We start from the raw sequence: 14,961 nt of genomic DNA on the forward strand, positions 1-14,961 counted from the left end.
GTTGTAAAATAATAAATAAAAAGTAAATGAAAATGACAATAAAAGTGTGTTATATATAAGTGTTTGAATATATTGTTATGTATCTTACGTGAGTTTGTGATTGCTACGTATGGAAATTTAATGAATATAGACCTATAGAAATGTTTTAATATACATTAGGGAAAACTATGTGTTTTATGTCGTATTGTTCCTTGAGGAGATGATAATTTGATTACAATTGATTCAAAAATAAACAAACAAATCGCTAAAAATTTGTCGCTTGAAGGTATGGAAGTATCGAAGGAACAACAAAAACAGATTCTCGAGGTAATTAATAATAAGAAAAAAGTTACGAATGAAATGATTCGTAAAATTGCCTTTCAAAAACAATTAAAGGAGATTAGTGAGTATTTCTGAAACCGCATAAAAGGAATTAAAAATGTGGCTCCAACAAGCTTTTTATAAGTCTTTCTTTAATCAACCCTAATGGAGGAATCTATATGAGAATTAGAGCGCTTGAAGAAACAGATTTAAACTTTATCCACCAGTTAAATAATCAACATGCGACGATGGCCTATTGGTTTGAGGAGCCTTATGAATCGTTAGGGGAACTCAAATCGTTATATCAAAAACATATTTTAGATGAGTCTGAACGACGATTTATTATAGAAGCTGAAAATGAAAAAGTTGGGATTGTAGAACTTGTAGAAATTAATTTTATTCATCGAAACTGTGAAATCCAAATTATTGTGGATGGACAATTCGCAGGGAAGGGTTACGCCAAAGAAGCTTTTAAGCAAGCGATAGATTATGCCTTTTTTATTTTAAATTTACATAAGGTTTATTTATACGTAGATGTAAAAAATGAAAAAGCCATCCATATTTATCAAAAATATAATTTTGTAATTGAAGGTACGTTAAAGGAACATTTCTTTACTAGAGGGACCTACACTGATAGCCATATGATGGGACTTTTAAAACAAAATTGGATTAACAGTAGTATATAACACGTAACATTCCTGATCGAAATACTTTTCGTGATAGTAGTGGTAGTTTTATCTACCACAAAAAAGCCATCCGCATGATACGGATGGCTTTTTCATGTCTTAAAGAGATTCAATTATTTCCAAATTGATGACCAAATGTTTGAAATTGTGCTTGTGATAGAATTTGTCGCCTCAGCAACTTTAATTGCATTTTTTACTGTATTTGGGTTTTGGTAAAACGCATATAAAACTTTACCTGTATTAATGCCTTCAGTGACGTAGTTACGCGTTTTCGCATAGGCGTTGTAAATTGTAGAATATTCATCTTTAGTCTCAAGTGGATTAATGTATGAATTCAAACCACCACCTAAAGTGATCAATACGGATTTATCAACAATGCCTTTATACTCATAATACTTTCCTACGTAGTATTTAGCATCTTCATATTTTTTACTGTAACTATTATACGTATCTGCCACATATTTGTAGCCTTTGTTGAATGTGTCAGAAAGTTTATTGTAACCGTCTGTCACATAGTTTTTGAATGTTTGGCAGTAGCTTGGTGCTTTTGGTGCTATTTCTGTTTGAACGGGTGCTTCTACTTTTGGTGTTTCTGCATTTGGCGTTGTTTGTGCTTCTGTCGCAACGGTTGTGCTTGGTTTTTGTGTATCGTGCTTTTGAATGATCAAGTCTAATTGTTTTTGCAAACGTTCTTTCATGTCGTGAGTGGCTTTGTTCACTTCACGTTGTGCTTGGCGACGGTGATCGATTGAGTCTTTATCTACTAATTGTGTTAAAGCGTCGTTGATTTTGCGGACTTGTTCATCTTGACGTGCGTAGGCGTCATCGATACTGCTGTTTGTAGCTTCAGTTGCTTTTTGATTGTTTTGACGTACTGTTTCATCGTGTTGTGCTGTGATGAAGTCGAGTTGCTGTTGTAATTGTAGTTTTACGTCTAAGGGTGCTTTGTTGACGTTGCGTTGAGCTTGACGTCTGTTTTCAATAGAATCTGTTTTTAATAATTCGGATAATGATGTGTTCGCTTCTGAAGTAAGTTCGTTATCACGTGCAATAGCTTGTTCTCGTGTGAGGTGACCGTTTGTTTGTTGTGTTGTTTCGTTTACTTTTGGAGTTGATTCTGAAGGTGTTTGTTCTGTGTTGTGGTTGACTTCTGGTTGATGATGTAAAGTTTGATACCAAATGTCTTGGCTCTTGTCTGGATTTTGTCTAAGTTGAGAAATGTAATGGTTTTTGTCGTCGTCTGTAAGTGAGTCATTGTTTAAAATGCTGTAATAGGCGTTTTGTTGGCCGGCACGTCGCTCTGGATGATGGCTGTCTTTGATGGATTCTGAGAAAACTTCTTGTGCACGGTTAGGATTTTCTCTTAATGTTTGAATGTGTGTTTGACGTTGTTCTTCTGAAAGACCTTCAAGGTTTAAAACTTTGTAGTAAGCGCGTTGGGCATTGTCGACTTGGTTTGTTTCTGGTTGTTGACCTGTTGTGTTTGTCTCCTCTGCTGCTTTTGCTTCCCCATTCGCAATCATTGTTGTGAGTGTAATTGTTGCTGCTCCCATTAATAATCTAGAAATATTTTTGTTGATCATAACTATCCCTTTCTTTTTTAAATAGAATAACTTTTATTAACACAGAAAAGTGTAACACGCAACTAGTTGTTTTAACATTAAATATTTCTTAATTATCAAATATTGGAATCTAATTTACCGTCCTTGCACGTGTTTATGACAACATTGCGCAAAAAAATTGAATATGATCCAAAAAATCCACAATATATTCGGACGCATCTCTCCGTAGGCTATCAAATGATGAAACAAGAACAAGCGTCACTTTGAGCGCTTACCCGTAGAAAAAATAAAGCACTCAAACCGTTCTTTTTAAAAGAAGGTTGAGTGCTTTTGTTTATATTTTCTTGACGGTCAGTAGTAAATAAATAAAAAAGGGGGCGCCAAAAGCGGCAATAAAGACACCGGCAGGCACTTCTTTTGGTAAAAAAGCAAACGCCCCATAAGGTCAGCGAGGACAAGTGAGGCACCGCCTACAATGGCGGACATTAAAAGCTTTTTGAAATAACTCCCTTTTATAATCGTTTTTGCGATATGGGGCGCAATCAGACCGACAAAGCCAATATTTCCAACAAAACTGATAGCTGCAGCCGTTAGCACTGCTGTGATCATCATTTCGAAGCGTTTCGTCTGATTGACGTTTAGTCCTAATCCAGTGGCGACCTCATCGGTCATTGTCGCAATATTGAGCCTTGGCACGATGAGGAAGAGCAAGGGTAACATCAGGATGAAACATCCTAAAATAATCAAACTATCTAAAAATGTAGCGCCTGATAAACTGCCGACGAGCCAAAGATAAGCTTTTGAAGCGGAAAGTTGACTGGTTGTGACGAGTAGACCGCTCACGAGCGCCATAAATAACGTTTGTAGGGCAATACCAATGATGATAAGCGTCGTCGGTTGGAGGTTTCCACGTTTTTGAAAGGCCATTAAAATGAATGTTGCAACACCTGCGCCCATTAATGTAAAGACCGGTAAAAAGTGGATGCTGATGCCACTCACGAACGCAATAAACAACACAGCCCCTAACGTTGCACCGCCCGTGACCCCTATAATATCAGGAGAGGCAATAGGGTTTTTTAAGACGTTTTGTAAAAGCAGCCCACTGATACCGAGGGCAGCGCCAGCGACTAAAGCTAACACAAGGCGCGGGAGCCGTAACACTTCAATCGTAAATTGATCGGGACTCTCCATGGGATTCATAATATATGACCACAACATAGAGGGACTAATGAACGTTGACCCGAGCATCAGACTCAAACATGAAAGAAGGACTAAGCCTATCACGGCAATGATTAAACGGAGACGATCGTGTTGATGGATGATTGGATTCATAGGCGTTGTATTCCTTTCTTCATAATCGCAATTAAAGTCACAGAACCGATGACGGCGGTAATGACCCCAATAGGAAGTTCCAAAGGTGGAATGATGATGCGAGCGATAATATCAGAAATCATCATCAACATGGCCCCGCACATGGCGGTCATTGGAATTAAATATTTGTAGTTAGGTGGAAGCAATTTTTTCGTAATATTAGGCACAATCAAACCGACAAATAAAATCGAGCCGGCAATAGCGACTGAAATCCCGGCTAATGCACTGATAATCACGATTATTAGGCCTTTCGTTAATTTGATATTTTGACCAAGACCTGTCGCAATTTCATCACTCGTCATTAAAATATTGATGTGCGACGACATTAAAAACGCGATAAATATTAAGCCGAGGACAAGCACAATGACCCAAGGGACCTCCCATAAATTACGAACGGAAACAGAACCCGCAAGCCAAAATAAGAAACCTTGTAAGTTACGTTCATTCATAATCAATAAGCCTTGTGTAAAAGCATGGAATAATGCCGCAATAGCTGCCCCAGCTAAAATGATGCGGTTCGGTGAAAATTGGGCTTGTTTAAACATACCGAGTGCGATAACTAAAAAGGTGACAAAGAGCGCTCCAATAAATGAAATGATAATTAAAAGTTTAAAGGAGCCTAAGCTAAAGAACGTTAAGCCGACAATAACGAAAAATACGGCGCCCGCATTCACGCCAAATAAACCTGGAGAAGCAATAGGATTTCTCGTTAACACTTGCATTAACAGTCCTGCCACAGATAACGCCGCTCCCGTTAGTAATGCAATACCCGTGCGGGAACCTCTAGATTCTGCGAGGAGAATATGGATATCGTTATGAGGATCAAAGTGGAATAACGCCTGTAGCAACTCACTGAGCGGCACAAGCGTCGTTCCTATAATTAAACTCAATATCGTTACAACGATAAGACATAACCCCGCAAGCATCAATTGATAGCGCGGTTTAAGTAACATGAGGTAACTCCTTTATGGATTATGATTGTTTTTTAATCTCTAATTTTTTGTACAAGTCATCGATCATTTCGATAGCAGAAGTGTAGCCCCCTGCCATGTTCCATGTGATTTCATCGACATTGTCAGAAACGCCACCATTTTTTACACCGTGCAAGTTTTTCCATTGTTCACTAGAAGTCCATTCTTCTTTAGTTTTACGAGCTAATTTGGCTTCAGAAGGGTTGGAATCTGAAGTGAAGATGAAAATATGATCAGCATCCATGAGGGGAATACTTTCTTTTGAGGGTAATTGAATAATGTCTTGTCCACTATCCACTAGTTTTTGCTGTTCTTTTGGACGTTTAAATCCTAAATCATGAAGTATATCTCCAGCAAACCCACTGGCATAAATACAAGCATGATCGGTGCGGAAATTGACAACTGAAGCACTCATTGGCCATTTATCGCCAAGTGACGCTTTAGCATCTTTCTTAAATTGAGCGACTTTATCTTCATAGTTTTGTTTCAAGTCATTCGCTTTTTTCTCTTCACCTAAAGCTTTACCCATGAGATCTAACGTCTCTTTAAATTTATAAACCGTTCCAATTGTAATAGTTGGCGCAATTTTGGAAAGTTGTTCATATTGCTTTTCGTTACGGATTTTCGAAGCGACAATTAAGTCTGGTTTTAAATTTGAAATTTCTTCTAAGTTAGGGGAAGGTTCTTGACCGACGATTTGCGTCTCTTTAAGATCTTTCCTCAAATAATCGTATTTCGGTTTTTGCGTCCAAGATTCAACGGCGCCGACAGGTTTTACACCTAAGACCACAGAAATATCTGTGGCGCCTTGATAAAGTGTGACGACACGCTTAGGTTTTCCTTTAATTTCAGTTGTCCCTAAGGCATGTTTAATTTCAACAGATTTGCCGTCCCCTTTCGAATTTGAAGAACCCCCTTTACCACAAGCGGTTAAAACAAAAATCATCGCCAAAGCCATGATGAACATTTTTGATAGTTTTTTCATCCACATGATGAGACCTCCTAGTTGTTAATTGATAATCATTATCAATTATAATGTCTTACATTTCACGTTCTAAGTCAATTAAAATATTTAATTTTTTTAATTTACGTATATGCAACTTTTTGAAATATGGATTTTTATAAAAGAAATATTGATGATTCAACACAATTAACACAACAAAAATTCATAGTATACAGACAGTAGTGATGCCTATTCATAGTAGTCACAGTGTAATCAACATTTTTTAAAGAGATACCGGATAATTTTTAGAACATTTTTGGTCATGTCAAAAAAGTCACTTAGTTCATACCATGAGTGAAGTGAGATTTGATACATAAACATCTATATTTTTAAGGCACATCATAGTAGTAATGGTAGGTTTAAAAAAATACTAAGTTTAAAAAAGAATTTAAAATTACATTCTATGTAAGCCTTTACATCTTAAAAAACAGAAGTTATACTATAAGTGGTTATAACCAGTTGGTTGGAGGTGCGGAAGTGGATAAAAAGAATACAGCTTTGTACTTTCGAGTTTATGAATCTATTCGTAAAGGGATAGAATCTGGAACTTACGCAGAAGGGGGTAAATTACCTTCAGAAAGAAAACTTTGCAAAGATTTCGAGGTTAGTCGTATTACAGTGAGAGAAGCGTTAGATCTTTTAGAAAAGGATCATTTTATTAAAAGAGAACATGGTAAAGGCTCGTTTGTATTGGGCAATCAATATACACAGTTTTTAAACAATTTATATAGCTTCAAAGACGAAATAGAAAAAAATGGTGACAAAGCGAGTACGAAAATGCTCAATATTCAAAGTATTGAAGCGTCACCGTTTTTACAAGAAAAAATGGGGCTTAAGAAAGGTGACCGTGTATATGAATTAGAAAGATTGCGTTTATCCAATGATAAGCCACTCATTTATGAGGTGAGTTACCTGCCTGTGGCGCTTTGCGAGGGATTAGATCAATATGATTTTAATCAAGTTTCACTTTATGAAACGTTGAATCAACATTACAACATTCAAATTACGAATGCATATGAAAATTTAGTAGCAAGCAAACTTAGTAAAAAACATGCTGCGCTACTCAATGGTAAAGAAAATGACAGTTCGATGTATATTGAACGTTTGAGTTATGTCGGTAATGCGGTGATTGAATATACCCAAAGTATTACCGGCAGCAATAAATATAAATATACCGTCAAATTGATGTAAAGGTATACCAACAAGGAGGTTATTATTGTGTTAAATCAAACAGATACTTATAAAGAAATTAAGCAACAACCCGAGATGTGGCGTCGTACAGCCGATATCGTTGCTCAAAAAGTAGACAGCTTTAAAGCATTTATCAAACATATCGAAGATGCAAATCAAGGGAAAAAGTTAAAAGTTTTATTCACAGGTGCAGGTTCTAGTGCTTATGTCGGCGATGTGGCACGCATGGCATGTCACTCCGACCTTTTAAAAGCCTTTGAATTTGAGTCTGTGCCGACGACTCATTTCGTGACAAACCCCGAAGTGTACATTCAGGAGGACACGGCTTATTTAATCGTCTCATTTGCACGTTCAGGTAATAGTCCAGAGACAAAAGGAACCGTTGAAATTGCGAATCAACTGACTAAGCATGCGTATCACTTGTATATCACAAACAATAAAGAAGGCTTTTTAGGGGCATCTGAAGAAAATGATCATGTTTTTAAAATCGTCCTTCCTGATGAAACGAATGACAAATCGTTAGCGATGACGTCTAGTTTCTCATCAATGTTATTTGCGGTTTATGTCCTATTTGGCGGAACTTACCACGAGTCATTTTTCGACATTGCGCATGATAATTTTGATTGGATTGAAAAACAAGCAGAAGCAGTCAGTCAATTAGACTATTCAAAGGTCTTTTACGTAGGAACAGGATTAATTGGAGAATTAACTAAAGAAGTGAGTTTGAAATTAAACGAGCTGACATCAGGTCAGATTGAGATCGCTCGAGAAACAACACTTGGGTTTAGACATGGTCCTAAAGCAGGTTTGAGCGAGGATGCCATCTTTATTATGCTACGCAGTAATCATACTTATATTCGTCAATATGAAGTAGACATTATTGAAGAGGTGGACCAAGTAAAAGATAAATATCAAATCGTCGTGCTAGATGCTCAAGAAGAACAGCGTCCTCACACACTCACGTTACCGGAGTCATCCAACCTCAATGATTTAGAGTTAGCGTTACTCTACCTCATGTTTGGCCAATTACTGGCTGCGAAGAAATCGGTAGCTTTAGGCTTAAATCCCGACAATCCAAGTCCTGATGGATTTATTAATCGCGTAGTAAAAGGGGTTACCATCTATCCTTTGGAAACAGCGGACTAAACCTACACTTTTAACCCATCAGTAGACCTTACTAATAATATTGAATCGTTAAAAGTTGAAAAATAAAACTGAGGTAGAAGGGGAGCGGTTGTAATTGAAAACAAAAGATTTAAGTAAATTAGTAGATAAAAACGGAATTTATGCCGCAGTCGCAGTAGACCAACGCGGAGCATTAATGAACCTTTTAGGTGATAAGGGAACCACTGAGAATTTGACGGTGTTTAAAAAACTTGTCGCTGAAACATTGACTCCAGAAGGGTCAAGCTTTCTAGTGGATCCAGAGTTTGGGACAGAGGCGATAAAGGAAAATGATGCGCATTCTGGTTTGATTTTAGCTTATGAACAAACGGGATATCTCAAAGAACAACCTGGGCGCTTACCACGACTCATTGAAAATCAAAGTGTAAGACGTTTAGTACAAATGGGTGCCGATGCTATCAAGTTTTTACTTTATTACGATGTGGATGAATCAGAAGAAATTAACCAAAAGAAACAAGCGATGATAGAGCGTGTGGGTTCAGAGTGTAAAGCAGAAAACGTACCATTTTTGTTAGAGATTTTAACTTATGACGACACTATAGGTGACGAAAAAGGTGAAGCTTTTGCTAAAGTAAAACCGCACAAAGTCAACCAAGCGATGAAATTGTTTAGTGAGCCACGCTTTGGGGTGGATACATTAAAAGTCGAAATACCTGTAAATATGAACTTTGTTGAAGGGTTTGGTTCAAAAGTCATAATGACGCAAGAGGAAGCCGCCCAAGCCTTTAAAGCGCAAAGTGAGGCGACCGACCTGCCTTATATTTATTTAAGCGCTGGGGTGACTGCACAGCTATTCAATGATTCGCTTGTATTTGCATCTGAACATGGTGCTCGTTTTAATGGCGTTCTATGTGGGCGTGCAACTTGGAAAGGTGCCACAGAGGTATTAATGAACGATGGAGAACAAGCGGCACAGGAATGGTTAAAGAATGAGGGCTTACAAAATCTTATCGCCCTTAATCAAGTGAATCAGCGCACGGCAACGCCTATTCCCGAATAGTATAGGAGGTTATTCCATGAGTCGATTTAAAATTGAAAAGGACTTTTTTTTAGACGATAAGCCTTTCAAAATATTATCTGGAACAATTCATTATTTTAGAATGCCTAAAGAGGATTGGGCTCATTCTCTTTATAATTTAAAGGCACTCGGATTTAATACAGTTGAAACGTATGTCCCTTGGAATTTTCACGAGATGATTGAAGGAGAATATGATTTTACGGGTCATAAAGATGTAGGACTTTTCTTAAAAACAGCACATGATTTAGGTTTATATGCCATTGTAAGGCCGTCCCCTTTCATCTGTGCAGAATGGGAATTTGGAGGTTTACCCGCATGGCTATTGAATGATAGAAATATGAGAATTCGCTCACGTGACCCTAAATTTTTAGAAAAAGTAGAAAAATACTTTCATGAGCTGTTTAAAATTTTAATGCCCTTACAAATCGATAACGGTGGTCCCATCATTATGATGCAAATTGAAAATGAATATGGTTCATTTGGTGAAGATGCAGAATATTTACGTGCCATTCAAGACATGATGATAAATGAAGGCGTTGTGGTGCCTTTTGTGACGTCAGATGGGGCATGGGCGCAATGTTTACGTGCCGGAAGCATGATTAAAGATAATGTTTTACCCACTGGTAATTTTGGCTCTCGCACCCAACAAAATTTTGAAAATTTGAAAGCCTTTCATCAAGAATATGGCAAAACATGGCCGTTAATGTGTATGGAATTTTGGGATGGTTGGTTCAATCGCTGGGGAGAAGACATTATTAAACGAGATGGTCAAGATTTGGCAAATGAAGTGCAAACGTCCATTGAAATGGGTTCAGTAAATTTGTATATGTTTCACGGAGGTACCAATTTTGGTTTTTGGAACGGATGTTCAGCACGTGGAACGAAAGATTTACCTCAAGTGACCTCATACGATTATGATGCGCCTTTAGATGAAGCAGGTAACCCGAATGATAAATATTTTGCCTTACAAAAAATGCTGAAAAAATCGCTACCGTCCATTGAACAATTTGAGCCGAAAATCAAAACGTTCATGGAAGTTAAAAATATTCAATTAGCTGGTAAGGTAAGTTTATTTGAAATTTTAGAGGACATTTCCCATAAAACGCTTCATTTTTATCCGCAAACGATGGAAGAAGCGGGCACAGGATATGGATATATGTTGTATAGAACCACTATTAAAAAAGAAACAGATAAAGAAAAATTCCGTATCGTTGATGCTAGAGACCGTGTCCATTTTTACGTGAATCAGCAACTGGAATATCAGGCCTACCAAGAAGAGATAGGAGATCAGTTTGAAGTCGCATTGGAAGATGATGCTACGATAGATATTTTAGTTGAAAATATGGGACGCGTGAATTATGGCTACAAATTGCTAGCAGCGACGCAACGCAAAGGACTAGGCCAAGGTTTAATGCAAGATTTGCATTTTGTTCAGAACTGGGAACACTATGATATTCATTTTGAGTTACTTAAGGAAGAACATTTTGAAAATGCATGGCATGCCAATCATCCTGCTTTTTATAAGTATGTGTTTGATGTTGAGCATCCTGAAAATACACATATCGATATGCGTCAATTTGGAAAAGGAATCGTATTAGTAAATGGATTTAACATTGGCCGTTATTGGAATATAGGGCCGACGCAGTCTTTATATATTTCAAAAGCTTTATTAAAAGAAGGAAAAAACGAGATCATTATTTTTGATACAGAAGGAAAATTTAGTGAATCTATAAATTTATTGAAAAAAGCACAGTTTTCAAATTAAAAAAGGAGAGATGTAATATGGCAATTATTGCAAATAGAATTGACGGAAGACTGATTCATGGACAAGTCGCAAACTTATGGGCAACCAAATTAAATATTAGTCGTTTTATGGTCATTGATGATGAAGTCGCACAAAGTGATATTGATAAACAAGCACTTAAATTAGCGACACCCGCTGGGATTAAATTAAGTGTATTACCTATTGAAAAAGCGGCTCAAAATATTAAAAATGGTAAATACGATTCACAACGTGTGATGATTATTGCGAAACGCCCAGATCGATTTGTCGAACTTGTACGTCACGGTGTGAAAATAGAGGAACTCAACGTCGGCAACATGTCCCAAACGAATGAAACACGCTCAATCACAAATTCAATCAACGTAATGGACGAAGATATTGAAAACTTTCAAAAATTAAAAGATGAAGGTGTAAAAATTATTTCTCAAATGGTACCAAACGACAAAGCTGTAGATTTTATGACATTAATTAAAGAGTAAATAGGGGGTGTTTGCTATGGAAATTATGTGGTGGCAGATACTATTATTAACAATTTATGCAGGTTATCAAATTCTTGATGATTTACAATTCAACATTTTTGGACATCCTGTGTTTGCAGGGATTGTCTCAGGTTTAATCATGGGGGACATTACGACTGGACTTATCATTGGTGGTGGGATGCAGTTAACTATATTAGGGGTTGGTACCTTTGGCGGTGCGTCTCGTATTGATGCAAACTCTGGAACAGTGTTAGCTGTAGCGTTTTCTGTAGCGTTAGGGATGAATCCACAACAAGCACTCGCAACATTAGCGGTGCCTGTGGCCAGTTTAATGATTCAAACAGATATTCTTGCGCGATTCACAAATACATTTTTTGCGCATCGTATTGATGCAAAAATTGAGCAAATGGATTACAAAGGGATTGAACGTAACTTCTTATATGGTGCAATTCCATGGGCTTTATCTCGTGCGATCCCTGTATGTTTAGCGCTTGTATTCGGTGGCGGCGTGGTGAAAAGCATTGTGAATTATTTAAATGGAGATTTAAAATGGCTTGGAGATGGCTTAACAGTCGCTGGCGCACTATTACCGGCAGTAGGTTTTGCAATTTTACTTCGTTACTTACCATTAAAAAAACATTATCCATATTTTATTTTTGGATTTATTATTACAGCAATTATGGTGACGCTATTTGATGGCATGTCAGGACTCGGTACTGCGGTGGCAGGATTAGATAAAAAGTTTGATATGACGTTCTCATCATTACCTATGCTTGCAATTGCTGCAATTGGCTTTGCTTTTGCGGCTTTAGAATATAAACGCTCATCTACACCAAGAGCGGTATCAGCAACTTCTAATAGCCAGAATAATCAAAATAGTGAAAATGTTGAGGGTGAAGGAGAGATTGATGATGACGAACTATGATCAAAATAATATCAATATATCTGATACTGCTGACACTAAGAACATGAAAAATACAGATAAGCTAACGGGGACACCTCCAAAAACACCTTATCAACTCACTGACAAAGACTTTAGACAAATCAATATTAGAAGTTTATTCTTCTATCAGTTGGGTTGGAACTATGAACGTATGCAAGGTTCGGGTTATTTGTACACAATTTTACCGCAACTACGTAAAATTTATGGCGATGATACTCCTGAACTTAAAGAAATGATGCAAACACATACGCAATTTTTCAACACAAGTAACTTCTTCAATACGATTATTACAGGTATTGATATTGCAATGGAAGAAAAAGAGCAATTTGCGGCAAAAGAATCAATCAAAGGGATCAAAGTAGGTCTGATGGGACCGTTTGCGGCAGTCGGTGATGCCATTTTCGCCTCTTTAATTCCTACAATTTTTGGGGCAATCGCTGCAAATATGGCTCAAGATGGCAATCCGTTTGGTGCATTATTATGGTTTGTGGCTACTTTGGCGATTATCGTTTTCAGATGGAAACAATTGAAGTTTGCCTATAAGGAAGGGATTTCGTTAGTGACAACCATGCAACATCGACTTGAAGCCTTAACCAATGCAGCCACTTTATTAGGTGTATTTATGGTAGGCGCATTAGTAGCCACAATGATACGTGTTAAATTTGCATGGGCACCTAAAATTGGTGATTTAACGATTAATATTCAAAATAATGCAGATATGATATTACCACGTTTATTACCCCTGATTATTGTTTTTGCAATTTATTGGTTGCTAGGTCGAAAAAATATGAACTCTACTAAAGCCATATTTATCGTGATTATTGTTTCTATTATTTTATCTGCATTAGGCGTTATTACAAATATTTAAAAGGATGGGTAGATTATGGAAAAATTGATTTTAGTCAGTCACGGCTCATTTTGTGAAGGCATCAAAGACAGCGTTGAAATGATACTCGGTCCTCAAGAAAATATATATACGGTAGCCTTAACACCTGAACAAGGACAAGAAGATTTTGAAAGCCATTTTAAAGCCCTTGTTCATGAGGGAGATGACATCGTCGTCTTTGCAGATTTACAAGGAGGCACACCAGCGAATACAGTCTCAAAGATGATTATGCAAGGAGAACATTATCAACTTTACACGGGTATGAACTTACCTATGATTATTAGCTATATTAATGCGCAAATGATTGGCCAAGAAGAAGACTATGCACAAAAAGCAAAAGATGGGATAATTCATATTAATGATTTATTAACTTCTGACGATGAGGATGAATAAAGAAAATATTTAAGAAAAGAAGGTATACTATGTCTTATGCAATCGTGAATGGCTCAATCTACACGGAAACAGGTCGAATTCCTAAAGGATATCTCATTATTGAAAATGACATGATTAAAGAAATTAAAGAAGGCCCTTATACAGGTGACTTAGAAACAATTGATGCAGAGGGACAACATATACTTCCTGGATTTATAGACATACACATTCATGGAGGATATGGTGAAGATGCGATGGATGCTTCCTATACAGGACTGCAACACTTAGCCTCTCAGTTGTTATCAGAGGGAACGACCTCCTTTCTTGCCACAACAATGACGCAATCGACTCAAGCGATTGAGCGCGCGCTAAAAAATATTGTTAAAGTGCAACAGGACCAAAAAGGGACAGAAGCGGCTGACATTATCGGTGTCCATTTAGAAGGCCCCTTCATTTCTGAACATAAAATAGGCGCACAAAACCCTAAATTTATTCAGAGACCCACGCCAGATCAATTACAACATTTACAAAATGTAGCCCAGGGTCAAATTAAAATTGTGACCATTGCACCTGAAGTTGAAGGGGCTGAAGAAACAATTAAAGCCATGAAAAATGACGTTATTTTTTCAATGGGGCATTCAGAGGTCACATTCGATCAAGCCAACCATGCTTCTGAAATAGGGGTTAAACATGTCACACATCTTTATAATGCCGGAACACCTTTTGTCCATCGTGATCCTGGAATGTTCGGCGCAGCATGGTTAAACCCAAATATCAATTGCGAAATCATCGGCGATGGCGTACATTCCCATCCAGCGTCAGTAAAAATTGCCTATAAACAAAAAGGGGCAGACCATCTCTACTTAATTACTGATGCAATGCGTGCGAAAGGTATGCCAGACGGTTGTTACGACCTTGGCGGACAAGATGTGATTGTGAAAGACAATGAAGCGCATTTAAAAACCGGTTCATTAGCAGGAAGTATTTTAAAAATGAACGAAGGCTTAAGAAATTTAATGGCATTTACTGAAGACTCCTTAGAAACGCTTTGGAGATGTACAAGCTTCAATCAAGCACAAGTATTAGGTATTGATGACCAAAAAGGCAGTATTAAAGAAGGTAAACTTGCCGACCTTGTGATACTTGATGAGCACATGGATGTGAAACAAACCATAAAAAGTGGTTGCGTTCATCAATTTTAAAAACTATAT

The 14,961-nt window shown here is 37.4% G+C and carries 16 protein-coding genes; 12 read left to right on the forward strand and 4 right to left on the reverse strand.

The window, feature by feature from the left end:
• Positions 1–207: 207 nt before the first annotated feature.
• Positions 208–396 (forward strand): hypothetical protein, encoded by a 189-nt coding sequence (locus PYW36_RS00265; RefSeq protein WP_103159104.1) that lies wholly within the window; start codon positions 208–210, stop codon positions 394–396.
• An 83-nt stretch (positions 397–479) separates the two neighbouring features.
• Positions 480–986, forward strand: a complete 507-nt coding sequence (locus PYW36_RS00270) for a GNAT family N-acetyltransferase (protein WP_103159103.1) — start codon at positions 480–482, stop codon at positions 984–986.
• 113 nt (positions 987–1,099) lie between these two features.
• Here PYW36_RS00270 and PYW36_RS00275 read toward each other — a convergent pair whose 3' ends face one another.
• Positions 1,100–2,569 (reverse strand): C3-binding domain-containing protein, encoded by a 1,470-nt coding sequence (locus tag PYW36_RS00275; RefSeq protein ID WP_103159102.1) that lies wholly within the window; start codon positions 2,567–2,569, stop codon positions 1,100–1,102.
• A gap of 129 nt (positions 2,570–2,698) precedes the next feature.
• Between PYW36_RS00275 and PYW36_RS00280 the strand changes: the two genes are divergently transcribed.
• Positions 2,699–2,815: a winged helix-turn-helix domain-containing protein gene (locus PYW36_RS00280; RefSeq protein ID WP_268233642.1), complete on the forward strand. Its 117-nt coding sequence runs from the start codon at positions 2,699–2,701 to the stop codon at positions 2,813–2,815.
• Between the two features lie 84 nt (positions 2,816–2,899).
• Here PYW36_RS00280 and PYW36_RS00285 read toward each other — a convergent pair whose 3' ends face one another.
• Genes PYW36_RS00285 through PYW36_RS00295 form a run of 3 tightly spaced genes read right to left on the reverse strand, consistent with a single transcriptional unit; the run spans position 2,900 to position 5,875 of the window.
• On the reverse strand, positions 2,900–3,880 hold the full coding sequence (locus PYW36_RS00285; protein WP_103159100.1) for a FecCD family ABC transporter permease: 981 nt from the start codon (positions 3,878–3,880) through the stop codon (positions 2,900–2,902).
• Complete coding sequence (locus PYW36_RS00290; protein ID WP_103159099.1) at positions 3,877–4,872, reverse strand: FecCD family ABC transporter permease; 996 nt, start codon at positions 4,870–4,872, stop codon at positions 3,877–3,879. Before PYW36_RS00290 ends, PYW36_RS00285 begins: the two co-directional genes overlap by 4 nt.
• A gap of 19 nt (positions 4,873–4,891) precedes the next feature.
• Entirely contained in the window at positions 4,892–5,875 is a 984-nt protein-coding gene (locus PYW36_RS00295) for an ABC transporter substrate-binding protein (protein WP_103159133.1), read from the reverse strand.
• A gap of 495 nt (positions 5,876–6,370) precedes the next feature.
• Here PYW36_RS00295 and PYW36_RS00300 point away from each other — a divergent pair, with 495 nt between their 5' ends.
• The 9 genes from PYW36_RS00300 (at position 6,371) to nagA (ending at position 14,952) form a co-directional block, all read left to right on the forward strand.
• Positions 6,371–7,084 (forward strand): GntR family transcriptional regulator, encoded by a 714-nt coding sequence (locus PYW36_RS00300; RefSeq protein WP_103159408.1) that lies wholly within the window; start codon positions 6,371–6,373, stop codon positions 7,082–7,084.
• Positions 7,085–7,111: 27 nt separating this feature from the next.
• Positions 7,112–8,230: an SIS domain-containing protein gene (locus PYW36_RS00305; protein WP_103159409.1), complete on the forward strand. Its 1,119-nt coding sequence runs from the start codon at positions 7,112–7,114 to the stop codon at positions 8,228–8,230.
• A 94-nt stretch (positions 8,231–8,324) separates the two neighbouring features.
• On the forward strand, positions 8,325–9,269 hold the full coding sequence (locus PYW36_RS00310) for a tagatose 1,6-diphosphate aldolase (protein ID WP_103159410.1): 945 nt from the start codon (positions 8,325–8,327) through the stop codon (positions 9,267–9,269).
• A 16-nt stretch (positions 9,270–9,285) separates the two neighbouring features.
• Positions 9,286–11,052 (forward strand): glycoside hydrolase family 35 protein, encoded by a 1,767-nt coding sequence (locus PYW36_RS00315; protein ID WP_103159411.1) that lies wholly within the window; start codon positions 9,286–9,288, stop codon positions 11,050–11,052.
• Positions 11,053–11,069: 17 nt separating this feature from the next.
• The gene (locus PYW36_RS00320; protein ID WP_103159412.1) at positions 11,070–11,549 is read left to right on the forward strand and encodes a PTS sugar transporter subunit IIB; all 480 of its coding nucleotides are present in this window, start codon (positions 11,070–11,072) and stop codon (positions 11,547–11,549) included.
• Between the two features lie 16 nt (positions 11,550–11,565).
• Positions 11,566–12,474, forward strand: coding sequence for a PTS mannose/fructose/sorbose/N-acetylgalactosamine transporter subunit IIC (locus PYW36_RS00325; protein WP_103159413.1), 909 nt, complete (start codon positions 11,566–11,568; stop codon positions 12,472–12,474).
• Positions 12,461–13,360: a PTS system mannose/fructose/sorbose family transporter subunit IID gene (locus tag PYW36_RS00330; protein WP_103159414.1), complete on the forward strand. Its 900-nt coding sequence runs from the start codon at positions 12,461–12,463 to the stop codon at positions 13,358–13,360. The genes PYW36_RS00325 and PYW36_RS00330 overlap by 14 nt, the downstream gene beginning before the upstream one ends.
• 15 nt (positions 13,361–13,375) lie before the next feature.
• Positions 13,376–13,771, forward strand: coding sequence for a PTS sugar transporter subunit IIA (locus PYW36_RS00335; RefSeq protein ID WP_037576389.1), 396 nt, complete (start codon positions 13,376–13,378; stop codon positions 13,769–13,771).
• Between the two features lie 29 nt (positions 13,772–13,800).
• Positions 13,801–14,952 carry an N-acetylglucosamine-6-phosphate deacetylase gene (gene nagA, locus PYW36_RS00340; protein WP_103159415.1) on the forward strand — a complete coding sequence of 384 codons (1,152 nt, stop codon included), beginning with the start codon at positions 13,801–13,803 and terminating at the stop codon, positions 14,950–14,952.
• Positions 14,953–14,961: the final 9 nt, after the last annotated feature.

This window comes from Staphylococcus chromogenes (genome assembly GCF_029024625.1).
Lineage (GTDB): Bacteria > Bacillota > Bacilli > Staphylococcales > Staphylococcaceae > Staphylococcus > Staphylococcus chromogenes.